Origin of the sequence: Streptomyces sp. NBC_01622, from assembly GCF_045209635.1 — a bacterium.
Taxonomy (GTDB): Bacteria; Actinomycetota; Actinomycetes; order Streptomycetales; family Streptomycetaceae; genus Streptomyces.
Window position 1 is genome coordinate 5902086 of record NZ_CP109293.1, and the last position, 22294, is coordinate 5924379.

General features: G+C 71.5%; 20 protein-coding genes. 14 read left to right on the forward strand and 6 right to left on the reverse strand.

Going from position 1 to position 22294, the window contains the following annotated elements; all coding sequences use genetic code 11:
* The first annotated feature begins 75 nt into the window (after nucleotides 1-75).
* Nucleotides 76-1239, forward strand: coding sequence for a hypothetical protein (locus OH768_RS27125; protein WP_406457799.1), 1164 nt, complete (start codon nucleotides 76-78; stop codon nucleotides 1237-1239).
* Here OH768_RS27125 and OH768_RS27130 read toward each other — a convergent pair whose 3' ends face one another.
* Entirely contained in the window at nucleotides 1240-2484 is a 1245-nt protein-coding gene (locus tag OH768_RS27130; RefSeq protein ID WP_406457801.1) for an amidohydrolase, read from the reverse strand.
* Between the two features lie 91 nt (nucleotides 2485-2575).
* On the reverse strand, nucleotides 2576-3502 hold the full coding sequence (locus OH768_RS27135) for a ribosome-inactivating family protein (RefSeq protein WP_406457803.1): 927 nt from the start codon (nucleotides 3500-3502) through the stop codon (nucleotides 2576-2578).
* A gap of 233 nt (nucleotides 3503-3735) precedes the next feature.
* Here OH768_RS27135 and OH768_RS27140 point away from each other — a divergent pair, with 233 nt between their 5' ends.
* The 4 genes from OH768_RS27140 (at nucleotide 3736) to OH768_RS27155 (ending at nucleotide 9500) form a co-directional block, all read left to right on the forward strand.
* Nucleotides 3736-7494, forward strand: coding sequence for a hypothetical protein (locus OH768_RS27140; protein WP_406457805.1), 3759 nt, complete (start codon nucleotides 3736-3738; stop codon nucleotides 7492-7494).
* Nucleotides 7495-7596: 102 nt separating this feature from the next.
* A complete protein-coding gene (locus OH768_RS27145; protein ID WP_406457807.1) occupies nucleotides 7597-8034 on the forward strand; it encodes a hypothetical protein in 438 nt (145 codons plus the stop codon).
* Nucleotides 8035-8190: 156 nt separating this feature from the next.
* A complete protein-coding gene (locus tag OH768_RS27150) occupies nucleotides 8191-8859 on the forward strand; it encodes a hypothetical protein (protein WP_406457809.1) in 669 nt (222 codons plus the stop codon).
* A gap of 77 nt (nucleotides 8860-8936) precedes the next feature.
* Nucleotides 8937-9500 (forward strand): Uma2 family endonuclease, encoded by a 564-nt coding sequence (locus tag OH768_RS27155; protein ID WP_406457811.1) that lies wholly within the window; start codon nucleotides 8937-8939, stop codon nucleotides 9498-9500.
* A gap of 244 nt (nucleotides 9501-9744) precedes the next feature.
* Here OH768_RS27155 and OH768_RS27160 read toward each other — a convergent pair whose 3' ends face one another.
* Nucleotides 9745-10062, reverse strand: a complete 318-nt coding sequence (locus OH768_RS27160) for a DUF6401 family natural product biosynthesis protein (protein WP_406457813.1) — start codon at nucleotides 10060-10062, stop codon at nucleotides 9745-9747.
* 113 nt (nucleotides 10063-10175) lie between these two features.
* On the opposite strand from OH768_RS27160, the gene OH768_RS27165 reads away from it, so the two are divergent.
* From OH768_RS27165 to OH768_RS27185, 5 genes are all read left to right on the forward strand, one after another.
* Entirely contained in the window at nucleotides 10176-11012 is an 837-nt protein-coding gene (locus tag OH768_RS27165; RefSeq protein WP_406457815.1) for a helix-turn-helix domain-containing protein, read from the forward strand.
* The gene (locus OH768_RS27170) at nucleotides 10984-11238 is read left to right on the forward strand and encodes a DUF397 domain-containing protein (protein ID WP_406457817.1); all 255 of its coding nucleotides are present in this window, start codon (nucleotides 10984-10986) and stop codon (nucleotides 11236-11238) included. The genes OH768_RS27165 and OH768_RS27170 overlap by 29 nt, the downstream gene beginning before the upstream one ends.
* A 48-nt stretch (nucleotides 11239-11286) precedes the next feature.
* Complete coding sequence (locus OH768_RS27175) at nucleotides 11287-12630, forward strand: tetratricopeptide repeat protein (RefSeq protein ID WP_359613036.1); 1344 nt, start codon at nucleotides 11287-11289, stop codon at nucleotides 12628-12630.
* Nucleotides 12631-12769: 139 nt separating this feature from the next.
* Nucleotides 12770-13726, forward strand: a complete 957-nt coding sequence (locus OH768_RS27180) for a permease (RefSeq protein WP_406465463.1) — start codon at nucleotides 12770-12772, stop codon at nucleotides 13724-13726.
* Nucleotides 13723-14460, forward strand: a complete 738-nt coding sequence (locus tag OH768_RS27185) for a TIGR03943 family putative permease subunit (RefSeq protein WP_406457819.1) — start codon at nucleotides 13723-13725, stop codon at nucleotides 14458-14460. The genes OH768_RS27180 and OH768_RS27185 overlap by 4 nt, the downstream gene beginning before the upstream one ends.
* A gap of 27 nt (nucleotides 14461-14487) precedes the next feature.
* Here OH768_RS27185 and OH768_RS27190 read toward each other — a convergent pair whose 3' ends face one another.
* A complete protein-coding gene (locus OH768_RS27190) occupies nucleotides 14488-15267 on the reverse strand; it encodes a hypothetical protein (RefSeq protein ID WP_406457821.1) in 780 nt (259 codons plus the stop codon).
* A 247-nt stretch (nucleotides 15268-15514) separates the two neighbouring features.
* Between OH768_RS27190 and OH768_RS27195 the strand changes: the two genes are divergently transcribed.
* The 3 genes from OH768_RS27195 to OH768_RS27205 all read left to right on the forward strand — a co-directional run bounded on the left by OH768_RS27195 (nucleotide 15515) and on the right by OH768_RS27205 (nucleotide 18626).
* Complete coding sequence (locus OH768_RS27195; RefSeq protein WP_406457823.1) at nucleotides 15515-16210, forward strand: type 1 glutamine amidotransferase domain-containing protein; 696 nt, start codon at nucleotides 15515-15517, stop codon at nucleotides 16208-16210.
* Between the two features lie 115 nt (nucleotides 16211-16325).
* On the forward strand, nucleotides 16326-17624 hold the full coding sequence (gene thrS, locus OH768_RS27200) for a threonine--tRNA ligase (RefSeq protein ID WP_406465465.1): 1299 nt from the start codon (nucleotides 16326-16328) through the stop codon (nucleotides 17622-17624).
* 42 nt (nucleotides 17625-17666) lie between these two features.
* Nucleotides 17667-18626, forward strand: coding sequence for a nucleoside hydrolase (locus OH768_RS27205; RefSeq protein WP_406457825.1), 960 nt, complete (start codon nucleotides 17667-17669; stop codon nucleotides 18624-18626).
* Nucleotides 18627-18666: 40 nt separating this feature from the next.
* On the opposite strand, the gene OH768_RS27210 is transcribed toward OH768_RS27205, so the two are convergent.
* Nucleotides 18667-19617 (reverse strand): LAETG motif-containing sortase-dependent surface protein, encoded by a 951-nt coding sequence (locus OH768_RS27210; protein WP_406457827.1) that lies wholly within the window; start codon nucleotides 19615-19617, stop codon nucleotides 18667-18669.
* Nucleotides 19618-19769: 152 nt separating this feature from the next.
* Here OH768_RS27210 and OH768_RS27215 point away from each other — a divergent pair, with 152 nt between their 5' ends.
* The gene (locus OH768_RS27215; protein ID WP_406457829.1) at nucleotides 19770-21431 is read left to right on the forward strand and encodes a glycoside hydrolase family 13 protein; all 1662 of its coding nucleotides are present in this window, start codon (nucleotides 19770-19772) and stop codon (nucleotides 21429-21431) included.
* Between the two features lie 17 nt (nucleotides 21432-21448).
* Here the strand turns inward: OH768_RS27215 and OH768_RS27220 are convergent, their stop codons facing one another.
* A complete protein-coding gene (locus OH768_RS27220) occupies nucleotides 21449-22192 on the reverse strand; it encodes a DUF4142 domain-containing protein (RefSeq protein WP_406465467.1) in 744 nt (247 codons plus the stop codon).
* Nucleotides 22193-22294: the final 102 nt, after the last annotated feature.

Below are 22294 nucleotides of genomic sequence, written 5' to 3' on the forward strand. Positions count from 1 at the left end.
TGCAGCAGCAGAGGTTGGGCAGAGGTTACGGTGCTGCGGTACGAAGTGATCGACGGTTCTATCGGGGGAGGGCACATGCCCGGAACGGTGCTGCTGCTCGCGGCCTCGCCGGTGGGCAAGGGACGGCTGGTGGACGCGGCGTCCGTGCTCCCGGTGCTCGCGGCCGTCGCCCCGGCCGTGCTGTCCGGCACGGAGACGGCCAACGTCGTCGAACTCGCCGACCCGTTGGAGCCGCAGGCGGTACTGACCCGGCTCCGGGCCGCCGCGACCGCCCCCGGACCGCTGACGGTGTTCATCACCGGGCAGCTCCAACTCGACCGCAAACAGCACCTTCCGCACCTGGCGCTGGCGCGTACGACCCCGGCGACGGTCCGCTACACCGCGTTCCCCTGGGCCTGGATCCGCGAGGAACTGCGCCTGCGCGCGCCGGGCACGACGACCCTGCTGCTCGACCTCCACGCCGACGCCGAGACCTGGCAGTGGCTGCGCGCCCACCCGCTCGACTCGGGCCGCACGCACGCCGTTTACGGTCGCATCGCACCGCCTCCGCCGCGGCGGGGGGTGGCTGTGCCGACGTACATGAAGGCGGTGGCCACGGTGTTGCGGAGCGGGTACCGGCCGCCGGTGGAGGAGTTGCATCAGCTGGCGGTGGGTCGGCTGGGCGCGGAAGGCTATGCGGACGTGCTGCTTGCCTCGCCGGGGGTTGTCGGTGCGGGCGTCCCCGGGGGCTCCGCCCCCAGACCCCCGTCGGCCCTGAAGGGGAATCGTCCTCAAACGCCGGACGGGCTGGATGATGCCCGCCCGAGTGAAAAGGACACCGACCCGCACGCCGCCATCACGGACGCCGTCCAAGCCGGTCGTCACCCCGCCGCCGACGCGCTCGCCGCCGAGCACGAGCAGGCCGCCGTACGGGCGCACGGTCGGGGCTCGGAGCAGGCGCTGCACTGGACGGAGGTGCGGGCCGATCTCGCGATGCTGGCCGGTGACCCGGTACGCAGTTGCCGTGCGTGGCTCGCGGTGGCGTCCGCGCGGCTGGCGGCGGGACAGTCACCCGGCGCACCGGCCGTCGAGGCGGCGGTCGACCGGGCTCACCACCAGTGGGGACAGATCCACGACCCCGCACCCGCCCGCGAACTCGGCCTCGCCCTGGCCGAGTTGAGAGCACGCGTCCCCGGCCGTCGCGCGGGCGCCCTGGACCACGTACGGAAACAGCTGCTCCAACTCCAGCCGCAGGGTTAGTCAGTTCACCGTCAGGATCTCCAACGCCCCCGAAACCAGGGTCCGTACCCCCGGCACGACCGTCACCAGATCGGGCGCGAAGGTCGGGCTGTGGTTGCTGGGGACGGCGTGGAACTTCTCCATCAGGTCGGTGCCGGGCGCTGCGTCCCAGGTGGCCGCCGGGGTGCTCGTCACGAACCAGTAGGAGTACGGCACCCCGTCCGGGACGAGGTGGGGGAAGTCCTCGCTGCCCGTGGCCGGGCCGGGGTCGAAGACCGTGCCCGCGCCGAGGACCTCGGTGTGGACGGCGGCGATCCGGTGGTCGGTGTCCGCGTCGTTGACCATCGTGGGGAGGCTGGTGCCGATGGTCACCTCGGGCTCGCGCGGGCAGCCCGCGGCAATGCACTCGCCGGACGCGATACGGCGGATCGCGGCGATCATCCGGTCCCGTACGTCGGCGGACTGGGTGCGCAGGTTGAGGGAGATCCGGGCGGTGGTCGGGATGATGTTGTGGCGGGTGCCGGCCTCGATGCGGCCCACGGTCAGGACGGCCGAGTCGCGGGCGGCGATCTCGCGGGACACGACCGTCTGCAGCCGGGTGACCAGGTAGGCGGCCGTGACCACCGGGTCGACCGTCGACTCGGGGCGGGAGCCGTGGCCGCCGAGTCCGTGGACCACGATGTCGATGTCCGTGGAGGCCGACATGATCAGGCCGGGCACGTGCGGGTAGAACCCGGCGGGGCCCGGTGCCGCGTGCTGGGCGAGCGCCGCGTCCGGCCGCGGGACGCGCTCGTACAGGCCGTCGGCGACCATCGCCGCCGCGCCCCCGCCCGTCTCCTCGGCGGGCTGCCCCACCAGCACCAGCGTCCCCGACCAGGTGTCCCGCCCGGCGGCCAGCGCCTCGGCGGCGCCGGTCAGCCAGGTCACATGCAGGTCGTGCCCGCACGCGTGCATCGCGCCGTCCACGGTGGAGGCGTACGGCAGTCCCGTCTCCTCCCGCACCGGCAGCGCGTCCATGTCGGCGCGCAGCAGCACGGTCGGGCCCTCGCCGTTGCGCAGCACCGCGGCGACGCCGGTGCCGCCGATGCCCTCGACGGTGTCGTAGCCCGCCTTGGTGAGGCGTTCGGCGAGCTTGGCCGCGGTGCGGTGTTCGCGGCCGGACAGCTCGGGGTGGCGGTGCAGGTCCCGGTAGAAGTCCTCCAGGTCGGGGACCGGGAGGTCGGCGGTGAGGTCCAGTGCGGTGCGCGCGGCGGGGGAAGAGGTCACGGGGGGCAGCGTATGCGGGTCGTATGTGCGTGCGGGAGCCCCGGCGGGACAGGGGGGATGTCCCGCCGGGGCGATCGCCGGTCTCAGCCCGTCACTTGGTGCCCTGCTTGATCGCCAGGCGCAGGATGTTCGCGATCGCCTGGAGGGTGTCGAAGTGGTAGCGGCCGATGTCGGGCGTCGGCAGCGTGTGCGGGTTGTTCAGCCGGTTCTGGAGGTTGTTGCCGAGGGTCTGCCAGTTGTGGATCAGGCCGTCGTCGTCCTGGTCGAACTGGTAGCCCGTGTTCTCCTTGAGGGCGGCCTCGATCCGGTCGGAGATCGCGTTGAAGCGGGCGCCCTCGGCGATCGCCTCGACGTAGAACATCAGCGCGCCGGCGCGCTGGGCGCCCGTGGAGTTCGCGGCGGCCAGGACGCCCTGGTTGTAGGCCATCCACGAGTAGGAGAAGCGGGGGCTGCGCACGCTCTGGTGGGCGTAGGCCGACATGGAGGCGTAGCTGCCGCCGAAGGGGAGTCGCAGGGCGCGGGGCGTGTTGCTGGAGGTGCCGGCGCCGGGCCAGTGGCTCAGGGTCGCGTCGTTGAAGTAGTAGTACGTGTTGGTGCCCGGGACCAGATAGCCCTGGACGTACAGGTCGTGGGCGCGGACCAGGATGCGGATCCGCGGGTGCTCGTAGCTGTCGACGTTGACGGTGAAGTAGTTGTTCCGCTCGTCGTTGCTGACCTGCTGCCGGCTGGAGCCGGTGTGCTCGGTGCTGAGCGTGGTCCAGGTGGTCGCCGCGCGGCTGCCGTAGAGGATGCCGCTCTCGGCGCTGGCGCGTACCTCGTCGATCATGCCCCGGTAGGCGGGCTTGCCGTCGTTCAGGTTCCAGTCGACGTCGTCGTTGTTGTCGATCGCGTGTGCGCCGGTCGCGCCGAAGGGGGCGAGCAGGCTCAGCAGCAGCGCGATCAGGAGGGTGCCGGCGGCGGCCAGCGGGGTGCGGGCGCGACCGCCCGGGGGGCGTAGGGCGAGGGCGGAACTGTTCACGGTCGGGCTCCAGTCGTTCGGTGTGGGGGATGCCACGACCGACGATCGCGACCGGGATGTTGATTCACACGCCCCTCTCACCAGGGCAATCAATTCCGGCTGGGGCGGGAGAGCCCTCCGTGCCGCCTCCGGTGTCACCCAGCCGTCACCTGTGGGCAACCCCGGCGTTTCCTGACCATCCGTATGGTCATCGCTCCGGATGTCGCTTTCGTCAGGTGCATGGAGGTACGCGCATGGGTCGTCCCGAGCGGCCGGTCGACCCGGGGGCCGGTGCCGTGCAGGGGCTCGCGCACGCCCTCCGGGAACTGCGCCGCGCCGCGGGCGGACCCTCGTACCGGACGATGGCCAAGGCGGCGGGCTTCGCGGCGACCACGCTGTCCCAGGCCGCGGCCGGCGAACGGCTGCCGAGGCTCGCGGTCGTGGAGGGATACGTACGGGCCTGCGGCGGCGACCCGGCCGAGTGGGGCCCGCGCTGGAAGGCGGCCGAGGCCGAGGCGAGCCGGGTCCGCGCGGCGGAACCCGAGGACGTCGGCGGCCCGGTGCCGTACCGCGGGCTCGCCCGGTTCGAACCGTCCGACCGGCATCTCTTCTTCGGCCGGGACCGGGTGGTCGACGAGGTCAACGCGCTGGTCTGCGACCACCGGTTCGCGGTGCTGTTCGGCCCCTCGGGCAGCGGCAAGTCGTCCCTGCTGCGGGCCGGACTGATCCCGCGGCTGCGGGAGGAACTGGCCACCCGCGGCCACCCGGCGACCCTGCGCGTCCTCACCCCCGGCCCGACCCCCGCCACCACCTACGGACATCTGCTCACCCCCGCCCCGGAGGAACCGGCGAGCTGGGTGGTGGTGGACCAGTTCGAGGAGGTCTTCACGCTCTGCCCGGACGCGCGGGAACGGTCCCGTTTCATCGACCTGCTGCTCGCTTCCCGCGCCCCGGACACCCGGTTGCGGGTACTGGTCTCCGTCCGCGCCGACTTCTACGCCCGCTGCGCCGAACACCGCGGCCTGGCGGACGCGCTGCGGGGGGCCGCGCTGCTGCTCGGTCCGATGACGGCACAGGAGTTGCGGGAGGCGGTGGTGGGCCCGGCCCGGGCGGCGGGCTGCCTGGTCGAGAGGACCCTCACCACGCGCCTGGTGGAGGAGGTCCTCGACGAACCCGGCGGTCTGCCGATGCTCTCCCACGCCCTCCTGGAGACCTGGCGCCGCCGCCGGGGCCGACTGCTCACCCTCGCCGGCTACGAGGCCGCCGGCGGAGTACGCGGCGCGATCGCGGCGACGGCGGAGGAGGTGTACGGCGCCCTGTCCCCCGACGAGGCCCGCACCGCCCGCCACCTGCTCCTGCGGATGGTCGTACCGGGCCAGGGCACCCCGGACACCCGCCGCCCGCTGACCCGGCCCGAACTGGCGGAATGGGACGACCCCGGGGTACCGGCCGTCCTGGAACGCCTGACCCGCGCCCGCCTCCTGACCGCCGACGAGGACGCCGTCCACCTCGCCCACGAGGCCCTCATCACCTGCTGGCCCCGCCTCCACGACTGGATCGAACAGAACCGGGAACGCCTCCGCCACCACCGGATGCTGACGGACGCGGCCCGCACGTGGCTGGAACACGACCGGGATCCGGGCGCGCTGTACCGGGGGACGCGGCTGGCGCGGGCGGAGGAGTTGTTCGGCGAGGACGCCGGCGGTTCCGAGGACGCCGACGGTCGTACGGTCGCCCCCGAGCTCGCCCTCACCACCCCCGAACGAGCCTTCCTCACCGCCGCTCTCGACGCCCGCGCCGCCGAGCACCGCACCGCCGCCCGGATCAGCCGCAGGTACCGCGTGCTGGCCGTGTCGCTGTCCGCCGTGCTGGTCGTCGCGGTGCTGTCGGCCTTCGCCGTCGTCCATGAGCGGGACGACAATCTGCGGCGGCGTACGCAGAGCGCGGCCCGCCGGGTCGCCGACGTGGCCGACGGTCTGCGCACCACCGACCCGCGCACCGCGCAGCAACTCGGCGTCGCCGCCTGGCGGACGGCCCGGCTGCCCGAGACACGACGCGCTCTGCTCGGTTCGCTCGCGCAGGTGGAGACGGACACGTTCACCGACCCCGCGCCCGGTGCGGACACCCTGCGCGTGCTCACCGACGACGGCCGCACCCTGCTCAGCGCGAGCGGCCGCACCTGGCGCACCTGGGACCTGACCACCCACCGCGCCACCGGCTCCGGCCGGGTGCCCGCCGGCACGGTGACCGAGGCCGGAGCGTCCGCACACGTCCTCGGGGTCACCGACGGGGACGGCACGCTGCGGCTGTGGAACACGGTCACCCACCGTTGGTCCGGGCCCGAACTGCACGACATCGGCGACGCACACTTCACCGGCGACGGCCGCTCCCTCCTCACCACCGAGGGCGACCGCGTGCGGCTGCGCTCGGTCACCGACGGCCGGGTGCTGTTCGACTCACGGGCACCGGACGCGGCTCTCACCGCCGTGAGCGCGGACGGTCGTACGGCCGCGGCCTGTTCGGCGGATGGCGTGCAGGTGTGGAACACGGCCAATTCCCGTCCCCTGAACGGAACTTGGCGACAGGAACCCGCCCTCTGCGACACCGACACCCCCGTTCTCGCGATCTCCGGAGACCGGCTCGCCGCCGCCACCACCGGCACCGGACTGCGGGTCTGGAACACGACGACGGGCCGCAGGGTCGCCGACCTCCAGGACAGCGGGACGCAGTACGCGTCCTTCAGCCCGGACGGCACCTTCGTGGCGACGGCCGACGGTTCGGAGCTGCGCGTCTGGCGGCTCTCGGACCCCGGCGCCCCCGTCCTCCGCCACGCCCTCGACAACCAGCGTCTCTACGGCGGCCTCGCCTGGGACCGCGACGGCCGGACCCTGCGCTATCTGGAGAGCGGCACGGTCCACACCCTCGACCTCGGGGCCGCGGTCACCCACGACTGGCGCAACACTGGCCTGGACGACGTCCAGTTCAGCCCGGACGGCCGCACCTACGCCACCACCCAGCGCACCGGTGACCGCTACCTCTTCCGCCTCTACGACACCTCCGACGGCCGTGTCCTGCACACCTTCCCAGCCGTCCCCGTCCCCGTCTCCACGGACCCCGCCCTGCCGACCGTCCCCGCCGAGACCCTCCCCCTGATGGCCTTCGGCCCGGACGGCACCCGGTTCGCGTACGGGGTCTCGGCGCCGGGCCGGGAGGCGGTGGCGCAGCGGTTCGGGGTGTGGGACGTGCGGCACGGGAGATCCCTGGCGACGCTGGACCTGCCGGGCGCGGCGGTCGTCTCCCTCGCCCTCGGCCCCGGCGGGAGCCGCACCCTCCACGTGGCCCGCACCTCGTCCACCAGTCAACTCACCGACGAGACATGGGACTTCACGCGTGGACGCAGGACGGCCGTCCTGACCGGTGTGACCGGCTCCCACCTCGCGGTCCGCCCGGACGGCGGGCTGCTGGTCGGCGAGGGGCGGATCGCCCGGCTGCCCTCGGGCCGCTCCACCGCCGCCGACCTCGTGCAGGGCGACGAGATCGGCGCCCTGGCCTTCACCGCCGGCGGCTCCGCACTGGCGGTCGGCGACCAGACGGGCCGGGTCCACCTGTGGGATGGAGCGGCGGTCCGCCACCGCACCGGCATCCTCCGCAACGTCTTCCCCGCGCCCGTCGGCACCGCCCCGGAGGGCGTCTCGGCCGTCGCCTTCAGTCCCGACGGCCGCACGCTGGCGGTCGCCGGTGACGCGGGCAGCCTGCAGCTCTGGGACGTGGGCACCCAACAGCCGCTCAGCGGCGGCCCGTTGACGACCCCGGGCGAGGCCATCACGTCCCTCGCGTTCAGCCCGGACGGCCGCACGGTGTTCGCGGGCAGCGCGCACGTCCCGCTCCAGCGGTACACCGTCGACCCGGAGCGGGCGCGGGCCCGGGTCTGCGCGAGGACGGGGAACGCGGAGCTGACCCGGGCGCAGTGGCGGACGTACGTGCCGGACGCGCCGTACCGCCGTATCTGCTGAAGTCGCTCATACGGACCAGCCCACGCGGCCACGCCTCAACGGCGCTGGTCCACTGATTGACAACAAGGGGGCTGGCAGTACCCACCGAAGGAAGTGCCGCTCATGGCTGTCCCTGAATCCACCCTCTGGTTCGTGTCGAAGATGATCGCCCGCGTCCTGGACCGCGTGCTGCGCAGGGTCGGCTCGGAGCGGCTGTCCGAACGGGCCTGCATCGTGGCGCTGGGTGTGATCGCCGCGCTCGGCCAGGCCGGCATCGCGACGTCCGTCACCCAGCCCGTCCTCTATGCGGCCCTCGGAACCGTCGCCGGCATCGTGATCGTCGGTGTCGGCGGCGGCATGATCGCGCCGATGCGCCGGCGCATGGAGCGGATGCTGATGGCGGCGGAGCGCGAGACGTCCAACGCGAAGGGCAGCCTCACGGCGTACCAGGCGGGCCGCGCGGACGCGATGGGCAACCAGCCGGCGCGGGAGCGTACGGACATGGGCACGGACCCGCGGACGGACCCGCGCCGGGACATGCCGGGGTCGTCCGACATGTAGCGGTCGCCGATGTAACCGCAGGTGAGGTAGGTGATCCGGAGTTGATTCGCCTCTGGGGCGGGACTGTCGGATCAACTCCCCGGCGATGACGATCGGAGGCGTCGCCACCCGTGGCGGGTGGTGACGCCGACCCACGTATCGACGAGGAGAACGACCATGAAGGTGTTCCCGCGAGGCCGCCGCAGACTGGCTCTGCTGGCGCCCGCTCTCGCCCTGGTGCTCATCCCCTTCTCCACGGGGACCGCCAGCGCGAACTCCAGTCCCGGCTGGGGCGACGACAAGCCGGACGTGCTGGCCGGCTGCAACCACCACGGCGATGTCCGCTGGCCGAGGTCGTGCCAGTACCACGAGGTCAACGCCTGGACCGCGCTCGGCAAGCGGCATCAGGCCAGCAACGTGGTCGGGAACTGCGGGGGCACCGACAACGGCACGTACGCCGTGACCTACAGCTACGCGACGAACACCTCGTACTCCTACGAGCAGGGCCAGAGCATCGAGGTCAGCGCGGGCCTGTCGGACACCTTCGAGGCGGGCATGTCCGCCAGCTCGTCGTCCTCCGAGACCTGGACCCTGGGCAACACCCGCACCGCGACCAGCACCATCACCAACACGATCCGCCCCGGCTACAAGGGCGCGTACTGGTTCGCGCCCTGGGTCCGCCACTCGGTGGGCTGGATCGAGGCGCACTACAGCAAGCGCACGAACGGCCACTACTACTGGTACTACCCGGGCCAGGGCTCCTCGGGCATCCACATCGACACGCCCGTCGCCTGGGCGGACGGCTCCCTGAAGGGCGAGCTGTACTGGGCGACGTGGAAGTGCTGAACCCGCACTAATCGGTGAACTGGACGGGGCCCGGCCATGGCGGCCGGGCCCCGCGTTGGCCCTGGCTACCATGAGGTATGACCGAGCGTGCCGTTTACCACCGTCTGCGTGAGCTGCGCGAGCGCTTCACACCACCGCCGGGCTTCACGTACCCGGAGATCAGCGACGGGATGTTCGTCATGACGATGAGCCCCTGTCGTCGGCACGAGGTCACGGTTGCGGACGTGCGTGATCAACTCGTTCCGCAACTGCCGGACGGTGCCGGTGCCTTCGAGGCCACCGTCACCGGGGACGAAGTCCTCGGCAAGCTCCGTGTCCCCGACCTCGTCGTCACCACGGGCGAGGCCACCGTGCCCCTGCTGGCCGTCGAGGTCGTCTCCCCGTCGAACCCCGGCACCGACTACGAGGACAAGAGCCGCGACTACCCGGCCATGGGCATCCCCCACTACCTGATCGTCGACCCGCGTGACGGCACGTGGACGTACCAGTGGCAGGTCGGCAAGCGGCGCGGTTCCCCGGAGTACGAGAACCGTTTGCGCCGGCCGTACGGGAACACCGTCGCCGTCGCGGGCGGGTGGAAGGTCCAGACCGGCGGTCTGCCGCTCTACCCGCGTACGGACGTGACGCTTGCGCCCGAGTGAGGCACCGGCAAGTGGTCCGCCGCCTTGGCCGGGCTTGCCGCTGCCGCGCCGATCAGGGCGGCTACGGCGATGACGGCGGCGCAGAATCCTCTGACGTAACGCGCGGACATACCAACCTCGCAACGACAGTGACGGCGACGGCAACAGCGAAGAGTTAAGCACGCTTAATGCGTGCCTAACTTAAGGGGTTGGAGTGCGCAACGGGAAGGGCTTCAAGGGGAGTTGAGCCAACGGAAACCCGTTTTCAGTCACCCCGGCGCTGCTCCGGCAGCAGCCCGTGCCGGTGTACCAGCCAGCTGATGGCCGTCAGCCTGCACACCGCGTAGTCGTGCCCGACCGGCTCCCGCCAGTCCAGCTCCGCGAGCGCGTCCAGAAAACCGAGCGCGTAGTCCGTGAGGTCGGCGTGGTCCGGGGCCGGGGGCGTCAGCTCCGCCCCGCCCGCCGACAGGCGTTCCCGCAGCTCCGCCACGTGCTGGTCCACCACGGCCGTGAAGGCAGGCTCGAAGGCGAACTCCGCGAAGCGGGGCCCGTAAGCACTGCTGATCTTGACCAAAGGGGACATTTCTCCACGGTGCGGCAGGCGGGCGGGGGTGGGTTACGTGATTCCCGTCACCGGGATGCGATGGAGTGGTTACGCTCGGCGACAGGCCGTAACTACTCGGAGGTGGCTGCCGCATGGTCCACGTTCGTCAACTCGACCCGAGCGCATCGCCGTTGGACTACTTCGGCTACGAGGCGCGCCGCCTGCGCGAGGCGGCCGGTATGACGCTGGAGCAGCTCGGCAAGGTGATCTACTGCACGGGCTCCCTGATCGGCCAGGTCGAGACGGCGTCGAAGGTCCCGAGCCGGACGTTCGCGGAGGCGCTGGACGCGGCGTTCATGACGGACGGCTTCTTCAGCCGCCTGCTCAAGCTGGTGCTGCGCAGCCAGTTGCCGAAGTGGTTCCAGCCGTATGCCGAGATGGAGGCGAAGGCAGCGTTCATCTCCACGTATCAGTGTCAGGTGGTGTACGGCCTGCTCCAGACACCGGAGTACGCGGCGGCGCTGGTGGCCGTCGACCACCCGGACAGGGTCGAGGAGTTGGTCGCTGCGCGCATGGAGCGGATGCGCATCCTGGAGAAGAAGCAGCCTCCTGCGGTGTGGGTCGTTCTTGACGAGGCCGTGCTGCTCCGCGAGGTCGGCGGCCGTGAGGTAATGCGCAAGCAACTCGCGCGTCTGGTGAGCTTCCGGGACAACCCCTGGGTGAACATCCAGGTACTGCCGCTCGCCGGAGGTGTGCACGCCGGGATGGTGGGCTCATTCACCCTCCTGCGCTTCGATGACGACCCTGACATCTACTACTCGGAGAGCTACGACCAGGCGCACATGACCGCCAACCCGGAAGTCATCAAGGAGCGCTCGGTCGGATACGCTCGCTTGCAGGCGGGGGCCCTTTCGGTAGAGGACTCGGCCGACCTGATCGCGCGCGTGATGGAGGAACGTTATGGAGACCGGGCGGAAGACGTGGCGTAAGTCCAGTTACAGCAGCACTAATGGTGGTGAGTGCGTCGAGTGCGCCCCCCTCGGCGCGGCGGAGTGGCGCAAGTCGTCCTTCAGCGGCACCAACGGCGGCGATTGCGTGGAGGTCGCCGAGGGTGCCCCCTGCATCGCGATCCGTGACTCCAAGAACCCCGGCGGAGCCATCCTCACCGTCTCCCGTCGCCGCTTCGAGGACTTCGTCAACTCACTCTCCATGTAACTGGGTTACTCGCCAGTCTGTAACTCCGCTTACTGGCATGATTAATGCATGGTGAGACGGGACGACCCGGAAGTCATCGGGCGCAGGGTCCAGCAGTTGCGGCACGAACGCGGGCTCACCCAGCGGCAGTTGGCCGAGCCCGCCTACACGCCCGCGTACATCTCCACCCTTGAGGCCGGCCGGGTCCGCCCCTCCGACGACGCGCTGCGGCACCTCGCGGAACGACTCGGCGTCGCCTACGACGAGCTGGCCACCGGCCGTCCCGCCCACCTCGCCACCGAGCTGCGCCTGCGGCTGACCGGCGCCCAACGCACCCTGGCGACAGGGGAGTCGGAGGAAGCGGCAGAGCAGTACGCCGAGCTGCTCGCGGAAGCGGAGTCGCACGGGCTGGTGGACGAGGAGGCCATCGCACTGCTCGGGCTCGGCGAGTGCGGCCTCGACACCGGTGACCTGTCCGCGGCCCGTATGTACTTCGAGCGAGCCGAGCAGCGCCTCGCCGACGAACCCCTTCCCTCCCGCGTCCCCGCCATCCGAGGCCGTGCCGTCGCGCACTACCTCACCGGTGAACTCCGTTACGCCGTATACCTGTTGGAGTCGACGCTCGACGAGCTGAACCGAGGCGGCCTGCACGATCCCGACGCGCTCCTGCTCCTCTACGCGAGCGCGATAGGGCCGTATATGGACATGGGCGCGCACGCGAGGGCGGCCCAGGCGGCGGAGTTGGCGCTCGCGCTCGCGCCGCAGGTGGCGGACCCGGCGCTGTTGGCACGCATGCACAGGTCGGTGGCGCGGACGCTGATAGCGGAGGGCAAGGTCGCGGAGGCGGACGCCTCGCTCGCGAAGGCCGCCGATCTGTACCGCCAGCTCCAGTTCCGTACCGAACTCGCCAACTGCCACTGGATGCGCGGCTACGTCTACGCCCAGGACGGCGAACTGGAGCGCGCCGAGGTCGAGTTGAGGCAGGCGCTGGCCATGCTGACGGCGAAGCGCGCGGCGCTGTACAGCAGCCAGGTGGCCGTCGAGCTGGCCGACGTACTCCATAAACGCGGCAAGTCCGACGAGGCCGCAACCCTCCTCCACGACGTCCTCAGCGACCTCAGCTCCGAACGCGGCGCCCTGCACTCCGCCGCCGCCCACCGCCTCCTCGGCATCATCGCCGAGGACGCCCGCGACACGGACGCGGCCGAGGAACACTACGTCCGCGCCCTCAGCCTCCTGGAGCGGGCGGGCGCGGCCGGTGACCTGGCCGACCTGTGCCGGATGCTGGGCGATCTGCTCCGCCGTACCGGCCGGGTGGAGGCGGCGCTCGACGCCTACCGCACGGGCCTCGGCCACCGTACGGCCCCCGGAACCACGACCCTCGGACCGGCGCCCGCACAGCCTCCTCTTTGACAAACCGGGGATACCGCACAGCGCCGACGGTTACCGTGCCACGTACGAGTACGAGGCGTAATCGTGCGAAACGGGATGAGACAGGCGCGTGCAGAACGAACGGACCGTGGTCGACGGCCTGCGCCTGGCCGCACGCGCCATGGTCTACGCGGTACTCGGCGGCGCCGCCCTCATAGCCATCGCGACGGTCGTCTCCGTCCTCGGCCCGATGCTGGCGATCGACCTCTACACCCCACCCGTGGCGGCCTGGTGGACGGTCTTCACGGCGGTAGCCGTCCAGGGCGTCCCCTTCCTGCTCCTGGGCACGGTGGTCTCGGCGGCGATCGGCGCGTTCGTCCCGGAGCGGGTGTTCACCCGACTCCTCCCCCGCAACCAGGCGCTGGCCGTCCCGATCGCGGGCGCGGCAGGAGTCGTACTCCCGGGTTGCGAGTGCGCGTCGGTACCGGTGGCGAGCAGCCTGATGCGGCGGGGCGTGGCACCGGCCGCCGCGCTGGCCTTCCTGCTGTCCGCCCCGGCGATCAACCCGGTTGTCCTGGTGGCCACTTCGATCGCGTTCCCGGGCCAGCCGAAGATGGTGCTCGGCCGCCTGGTCGCCTCCCTCGCGACGGCGGTGGTGATGGGCTGGCTGTGGGCGCGCTTCGGCAGGGAGGAGTGGCTACGACTCCCGAAGCGCACGCGGACCACCCACTCGACGGTGGGCGTGAAGGCGTTCGTCGCGGGCCTGCAGCACGACTTCCTCCATGCCGGCGGCTTCCTGGTGCTGGGCGCGGCAGCGGCGGCGACCTTCAACATCGCCGTACCGCGCTCGATCCTGGACATCTTCACGGGCTCGTCCTGGCTGTCACTGCTCCTGCTGGCCCTCCTGGCGGTGGTGCTGTGCGTGTGCAGCGAGGCGGACGCGTTCGTCGCGGCCTCGCTGAGCGGCTTCTCGCCGGCGGCGAAGTTGGCGTTCATGGTGGTGGGCCCGATGGTCGACCTGAAACTGATCGCGTTGCAGGCGGGCACGTTCGGCCGTTCCTTCGCCCTCCGCTTCTCCTCGACGACGTGGCTGGTCGCCGTGACGAGCAGCACCCTCGTGGGCTGGTGGTTGCTGTGAGGCGCTACGGCTCGGCAGTCCTGCTCCTGCTGACGGGCGGCGCGGTGCTGCGAATCTCGCTCTTCAGCGACCTGTATCTGCGGTACGTGCAGGCGGCGTTGCGGCCGTATCTGGTGATCTCCGGTTCGCTGCTGATGCTGTTGGGGGTCGTGGCGGCGGTCAGGGGGATGAGCCACCGGGAGCACGAGGAGGAACACGAGGAAGAGGAAGCAGAGGACCACGGCCACTCCCACGGCCCCCGCATCGCCTGGCTCCTCACCCTCCCCGCCCTCGCCCTCCTCCTCTTTCCGCCCCCGGCGCTGGGTTCGTACAGCGCGGGGCGCGAGCAGGCGCAACTCGCGGCGCAGGGCGTGGGCGCCTTCCCCGCGCTGCCCGCCGCCAAGGTGCTGGACATCTCGGTCGCCCAGTACAGCTCACGGGCGATCTACGACACCCGCCACTCCCTCAAGGGCCGCACGGTCCGCATGACGGGCTTCGTCACCCACGGCTCGAACGGCACCTGGTACGTCACCCGTCTCGTCGTCACCTGCTGCGCCGCCGACGCGACGACCAGCAAGGTCGAGATCAGAGGCACCGAATCCGACGACGCTCCCCAGACCGACACCTGGGTCACCGTCACCGGCACCTGGCTCCCCAAGGGCAAACTCGGCACGGACGGGGCGTGGCCCCCACTCCTCGACGCCACCACCGTCACCCAGGTCAAGCAGCCGGCGGATCCGTACGAGAAGCGGTAAGCGGTAAGCGGTGACCGTTGCCGGTCTTTAGATCTGCACCCGCCCCTGCCGCTGCACATCCGTCAGCCTCTGCGCCCCGATCTCCAGTGCCCGGCTCATCGCGTCCGGGGGTACGTTCGCCAGCCCGCCGTTCGTGAGGGTGATCGTGTCGTCGCCGATGCGGACGGCGGCGGTGTCCAGGGTGAGGGTGGACTGGTCGCCCTCCGGGGTGGTGCCCGTGAGGGTGAGGTGGAGGCCCTCGCGGGCGTCGCCGACGTTCGGGAGGGTGGCTTCCGTGACTGTCACGGTCTGGATGCCCGAGCGGGTGGTCGTCGCCGTGAACTGGGCGCACTTCTGCGGGAGCGTCTTCAGCCAGGCCAGCGTGCGGTCCACGTCGGCGGAGCGGAACGCGGCCACCTGGTAGTGGAGTTGGGCCTCGTCGTCGGTGTCGTCGAGGCCGATGACCGCCTGGGCGGTGGCGGAGGTGCCGAGGAGTTCGTCGGCGTAGAGCGCGTCCAGGAGACGCTGGCAGTCGGGGTCGGCGGTCTTCGCCTTGAGGAGGCTGTCGCGCCAGGTCGCCGTGCCCTGTGTCGGGGTCCAGGGGGCGCCCAGGTCCGTGTCCGCGATCAGCGCGGTCTGCGCCTGCGCCTGGGTGAGGACGGGGGCCGCCGGGGACGCGTGCGCGGCGGGGGTTCGGACGGCCGACGGGGAGGGCGCGCTCGTCACCTTGTGCAGGGCGGCCTCGTTCGCGCAGCCCGCGACCGTCAGCAGGGTGCCCGCCGACAGTGCCGAGGCGAGGAGGAGGACACGGGCCGGGGAACGGGTCATCGAGGGTTCCTCCTGGGGCGGACGCGTGGCGCGGATGCGTGGCGCGGATGTCGGCGCGTGCTCCCACGGCACCACCGCCCGCGCCTGCCCACCAGCGCTCCGGGCCGTCCGGGTGAGAAACCGGATCTCCTCCAGCGGATCGCCCCATTGGCAAACCAATACCGGGCATTCGATTCCTCATTGGCCGCCCGTCCGTACCCCGCCTACTGTCGAAGGCACCTCACCGACCACCGCCCTGGAGACCCCCATGTCGAAGATCCTCTTCGTGCTGACCGGCGCCGACCACCTCACCCTGGCCGACGGGACCCTGCACCCCACCGGCTACTGGGCCGAGGAGGCCGTCACCCCGTTCGAGGCCTTCAAGGCGGCCGGTCACGAGGTCGTCGTCGCGACGCCCGGCGGTGTCGTACCGCCCGTGGACCGGGGCAGCCTCGCCCCCGACTACAACGGCGGCCAGGAGAACGCCGACCGCGTCGCCGCCGTACTCGCGTCGAGCCCCGAGTTCCAGCACCCGGTCAAGCTGACCGAGGTCGACCTCGCCGACTACGCCGCCGTCTACTACCCCGGCGGCCACGGCCCGATGGAGGACCTCGCCGTCGACGCCGACTCCGGCCGCCTCCTCACCCAGGCCCTCGCCTCCGGCAAGCCGCTCGGCGTGGTCTGCCACGGCCCGGCCGCGCTCCTCCCGGCCGTCAAAGAGGACGGCACCAACGCCTTCGCCGGGCGCCGGCTCACCGGCTTCACCAACGCCGAGGAGACCCAGGGCGGCCTCGCCGACAAGGTGAAGTGGCTGCTCCAGGACCGGCTGGTGAAGCTCGGCGCGGACTTCCGGCAGGGCGAGCCGTGGGCGCCGTACGTCGTGGTCGACGGCAACCTCGTCACCGGCCAGAACCCGGCGTCCTCCGCACCGGTCGCGGACGAGCTGCTCAAGAAGCTCGCCTGATCAATTCCGTCGCGGTGGCGGTCGTACGACTGCTACGGTCCGCCGCATGAAGCGCGCCAAGCCGTTCGTGTCGGCTGTGACGACGACGCCGGAGAGTGTCCCGGCGCGCTGACTGCTGACCAAGTCGAAGCCCCGGGGCGAGTGCCCCGGGGCTTCGTGGTGCTCGCCTCTCGGTCCCTTCTTTCGCGAGGAGTTCACCATGTACGACCACCGACCTCTCGGCCGCGAACTAGGCCTCTTCGACACCGACCCCCTGATGGGCGCGGGGCTGCCGTACTGGCTGCCCGACGGTGCCGTAGTCCGGCATCAACTGGAGCAGTACGTAAAGGAGTTGGAGCGCGCGGCTGGGTACCGGCACGTGTACTCGCCCGTCCTCGGAAAGCGTGAGCTGTACGAGATCTCCGGGCACTGGTCGCACTACAGCGACGACATGTTCCCGCCGATGCGACTGGGCTCCGAGGAGGTCGTGCTGCGGCCGAGCCTCTGTCCGCACCACGCGCTCATCTACCGTTCCCGCTCCCACAGCTATCGCGAACTGCCGCTCCGTATCGCCGAGTTGGGCGGCATGTACCGCTCCGAACTCTCCGGCGTGCTCGGCGGACTGACCCGCGTCCGCGCCATCCAGCTCAACGACGCCCACATCTTCTGCACCCTCGACCAGGCCGTCGAGGAGGCCCGCGCCGCCCTGTCCCTCATCGCCCGCGCCTACGCCGACCTCGGCATCCGCGCCTCCCGCTACCGGCTGTCCTTGCCGGGGGAGGGCGGCAAGTACGTTGCCGATCCGGCCCTTTGGCGCCGGGCGACCGAGATGTTGCGCGCGGTCCTCGACGGCTCGGGCATCTCCTACGACTCCGCCGAGGGCGAGGCCGCCTTCTACGGCCCGAAGATCGACGTCCAGATCGAGGACGCGGCCGGCCGCGAGGCCACCCTCTCCACCGTCCAGATCGACTTCCACCAGCCCGAACGCTTCGACCTGCACTACATCGGCGCCGACGGCGCGAAACACCGGCCGGTCATGGTGCACCGCAGTGTCATCGGGAGTGTGGAGCGGGCGGTGGCACACCTGGTGGAGCAGCACGGCGGGGCGTTCCCGGCGTGGCTGGCGCCGGTGCAGCTGGTCGTCCTCCCGGTGTCGGAGGCGCAGGAGCAGCAGGCCTACGACCTCGCCGAGCAGGCCCTCGCCCACGGACTGCGCGCCGAGGTCGCCGTCGAGGGCAGCCTCGGTGCCCGGATCCGGGCGGCGCGGCTGGTCCCGTACCAGGCGGTGATCGGCGAACGGGAGGCCGACGCGGGCCTGGTCGCCGTACGACTGCGGGACGGCCGCCGGGTCGGACCGCTGCCGCCCGCCGAGCTGCTGCACCGCGTCACCGCGCAGGTCGGGGCGCGCGGCGCCGAACTGTGGGCGGATGCGTAAGGTCGCAACCGAACAGCACCCTTGCGCCGAGAGGACCCTGCCGTGACCGGTCAGCCCATCCCCGTGATCATCGACTGCGATACGGGGGTCGACGACGCCCTGGCGCTGCTGTTCGCCGTCCGGCACCCGGGTCTCGACCTGCGGGCGGTCACCTGCGTGGCCGGGAACACGGACGTGGACCAGGTCGTACGGAACACGCTGATCGTCCTGGACCACGCCGGTGCCGGTGACATCCCGGTCGCGCGCGGTGCGGCCCGGCCGCTGATCGAGCCGGCCCGGTCGGCCGCGCACGTCCACGGGCAGGACGGCATGGGCGACATGGGCCTGCCTGTGTCGGCGCGCAGGCCCGTCGACGTGGACGCGGTGACGCTGCTGCGCCGCGAGATCCTGGCCTCGCCGAGCCCGGTCACCCTGATCCCCACCGCGCCGCTGACGAACATCGCGCTGCTGCTGCGCACGTTCCCCGAGGTCACCCGCAACATCGAGCGGATCGTGTTCATGGGCGGCGCGGTGGCGGTCGGGAACGCCACGCCCGTCGCGGAGTTCAACGTCTGGCACGACCCGGAGGCGGCGGCGATCCTGCTCACGGCAGGGGTGCCGATCACGATGTACGGGTTGGACGTGTTCGAGCGGGTCCAGGTCCCGGCCGCGGACGTCCAGCGACTGCGGGACAGCGCGGTACCGCGCCTGAAACTGGCCGGCGATCTCCTCGCCCACCGCGACCCGGCCGCCTCCGGCGACCCCACCCCCACCGGCGGCCTCGGGGACGCGGGCGCGGTCTGCGCGGTCGCCGACCCGGCCGGCCTCACCACCCGCCTCCTGCCGGTCGAGGTCTCCCTTGCGCCCGGGCCGTCTCGCGGCCAGACCGTCGTCGACCGGCGCCCGCGCCACGGTGAGTCCGAGATCCACGACGGGGCACGCGAACAGGCCCTGGTGGACGTGGGGTTGGACGTGGACGTGGACCGTTACGTGAAGCTGTGGCTGGAGACGGTCGAGGGCTAGACCGGGGCGATTCCCCGGCCCAGCCCTCCACCTTCGAACGCTACGAGTGCGAAGCCCGCCGGCGTCGCGTCGCCACCACGATCGCCGCGCCGCCCGCCAGCAGTGCCGCCGCGCCGCCGACGATCGTGCCCGTGTTGCTGCCGCCGCCGGTCTCCGCCAGGTCTCCGCCGCCGCCGTTGGGCGAGGGTGCCGCCGGGGCGCTGCTCGAACCGGAGGCGACCGGGGTCGGGTTGGACGGCGAGGCCGGGGTCGACTCGGAGGCGCTCGGGGTCGGGGTCGGGGAGTCCGAGGCGGGCGGGGTGGACTCCGGGGCCGACGGGGGGACCGACGCCGGGGCAGACGGGGACGGGGGCTGGGACTCGGTGGTCGTGCAGTCCTTCGTGCCGCCGTTCCACGCCGCGATCAGCTTGTCCTTGATGACCGTGTGGTCGGGGCCCTTGGGCAGGTCGCCGTGGACGAAGCCGTCACCGGCGGCCGGGTTGCCGTCGAACTTGACCGCGCCGCGGTAGAGGTCGATCTGCGCGAAGCAGCCCTCGTCCGGCACCGCGATGTCGAGCGAGTCGGTCTGGCCCTTCTTCACGGTGACCGTGTCGAAGTCGACGAAGACCTGCTGGCCGGAGGTGGCGAAGGTGGGACCGTGCGCGATGTACGAGGCGAGCGACGCGGTGCAGGTGGAGGCGTCACCGGCGGTGCGGACCTTGATGTGGACCTTGCCGTCGTCGGTGGGCTTCAGGTTCTGGTCGTCGACCTTGACGGAGGGGAAGAAGCTGGTGCCGTCCAGCGAGAACTGGCAGCCCTCGGTCTCGGTGACCGTGCCGGCGCCCGAGCCCGGCCGGTAGTGGCCGCCGGACTCCCAGCCGTCACCGCCGCCGCCGTGCCCCCCGGTGGCCCAGGCGCCGGACGCGGCGCCCATGGAGGCAGCGGCGAGGGCGAGGGAGGCGGCGCCTGTCCCCAACAGGCGGCGCACGGTGACACGACTGGCTATGGACATACTGATCCCATCTGGCGTGTGCAGGGCGTGGAGGAGCGAAGGAAACACTGAGCCCACTGGTCACATGCGCCACAGCGTGTGCACATCGTGGGTCCACCGGAAGATGACTGTCAACTTGCCTTGGTGTAGAGGGAATTCATTAAGGAGACCACGTGTCCGACCTGTCCTCCCGTGACCCGAACTGGTGGCGTCAGGCCGTTGTGTACCAGGTCTATCCGCGCAGTTTCGCCGACGCCGACGGCGACGGACTCGGGGACCTGAGAGGCATCACCGAGCGGCTCACCCACCTGGCCGCCCTGGGCGTCGACGCCCTCTGGCTGAGCCCCTTCTACCCGTCCGAACTCGCCGACGGCGGCTACGACGTCGCCGACTACCGCGACGTCGACCCGCGCCTGGGCACCCTCGACGACTTCGACGCGATGGTCACCGAGGCGCACCGGCTGGGCCTGAAGGTCATGGTCGACATCGTGCCCAACCACACCTCGCACCTGCACAGTTGGTTCCAGGAGGCGCTGGCCGCAGGTCCCGGTTCCGCCGCCCGCGACCGCTATGTGTTCAGGGAGGGGCGCGGCGACGGCGGCCAACTCCCGCCCACCGACTGGCCGTCCGTCTTCGGCGGCAGCGCGTGGCGCCAAGTGCCGGACGGACAGTGGTACTTGCACCTCTTCACGCCCGAACAGCCCGATCTCGACTGGGGCAACGAGGAGGTGCGGGCCGACTTCCGCACCACGCTCCGCTTCTGGTCCGACCGAGGAGTGGACGGCTTCCGCGTCGACGTGGCCCACGCGCTGGTGAAGGACCTCAGCGAGCCGCTGCGCGACATCGGCCCGCTCGCGGCGAACTCCGAGGCCGTCCTCGACGACCTCCCGCCCGGCAGCCACCCCTACTACGACCGCGACGAGGTCCACGAGATCTACCGCGACTGGCGCCGCAGCGTCCTCGACACCTACACCCCGCCCCGCATGGCGGTCGCCGAGGCCTGGGTACCGGCCGCCCGCCGCGCCCTCTACGCCCGCCCCGACGAACTCGGCCAGGCCTTCAACTTCGAGTACCTGGAGGCCGGTTGGGACGCGGACGAACTGCGCGAGGTGATCACCGGCTCGCTCGCCACAGCCCGCGCGGCAGGCGCCTCCGCCACCTGGGTGCTGTCCAACCACGACGTCGTACGCCACGCCTCGCGCCTGATGCTCCCCCCGGGCACCGACCCGAACGCCTGGCTCCTGTCCGACGGCCGCACCCCGCCCGTCGACCCGGCGGCCGGCCTGCGCAGGGCTCGCGCCGCGACCCTGCTGATGCTGGCGCTGCCCGGTTCGTCGTACGTCTACCAGGGCGAGGAACTCGGACTGCCCGAGGTCGCCGACCTGCCCGTAGAGGTCCTCCAGGACCCGATCTGGGACCAACAGGGCCACACCCACAAGGGCCGCGACGGCTGCCGGGTACCCCTGCCATGGACCACGACCGGTCCGTCGTACGGCTTCGGGTCCGGACCGGCTTGGCTGCCGCAGCCGGCGAGCTTCGCGTCGTACGCCGTCGAGGCACAGGACGGGAGCGAGGGCTCGACCCTGGAGCTCTACCGCACGGCCCTGCGGCTGCGCCGCAAGCTGCTCGAAGGGGAGTCGCTGACCTGGGCCCCGGACAGCCCGCCCGGGGTGCTGCACTTCACGCGCTCCGAGGGCTGGCGGTGTGTCACCAACCTGTCGGCGGAGCCGGTCGCCCTGCCGCCGGGGGAGGTGCTGCTGAGCAGCGAACCGGCGGCGGGCGAGGGGCAGTTGGGGCTGCTGGCTCCGGACACGACCGTATGGCTGGGGGCGTAGAGCGCTTTTCGGCGCACTCACCCCACGGTCGGGGTCGAGCTGGTCGCGGCGTTTCCGCTCGGTGACTCGCCCGGCAGGACCGGTGGCTGGGTGGTGCTGTTCACCGGCGGGGTGAGGACGACTTCCGGCTGGCCCGCGGCCGGGGGCGGTGGGGTCAGGTCGCCGGCCGGCAGCTTCGGCGGGGTCGTCTCCTGGAAGAGGACCTGGCTGAAGTTGACCAGGCCTGTCGCCTCCATGACCGTGATGTGGTCCAGGACCGTCGCGTTGGCCTGGTTGGCGAGGATCCGCACGAGGGTGTTCTCGGTGGTGGAACGGATCTTCGCGATGGTGTTGAAGATCGAACCGTGCGTGACGCGCAGGATGTTGGCGAAGTCCGTGTCGAACTGCTTGCCGCTGTCCGCGTTCAGCGTGTTGATGAAGCCCTGCTGCTGCGGGCTGGGCTGGTTCGGGATCGTGATGTTGAGCATGGGCGCGATCTTGCGGACAGTGGTGTCCAGTGCCGCGTGCCCGTCGATCAGGTGCTTGCTCGCGGTGATGACCGCCGGGCTCGCCCCCTTCTTCAGACCTATCTGGCCGACGGGGTACTCCCACAGCCCTGCCGCGCGCACCTTGACCACGAAGTCCCGGTCCGCCTCGGTCAGCGGGCCCCACTGCGTGTTGGCGATGACGCGTGTGGGCGCGCTGGAGACCGTGTTGACGCCCAGCATTGCCGGATAGGCGAGGGCGACGAGAGTCAGGCTGAGGGCACCCCCCACAACCATGGTTCCCGTCGCGTTCCGCGAAAAGCGCACCGTACCTCCTGTGTCGTGGACCGCCCGTCGGCGGTACGGACGCTCAGGAGTACGGATGGGAGGAGCGCGCGG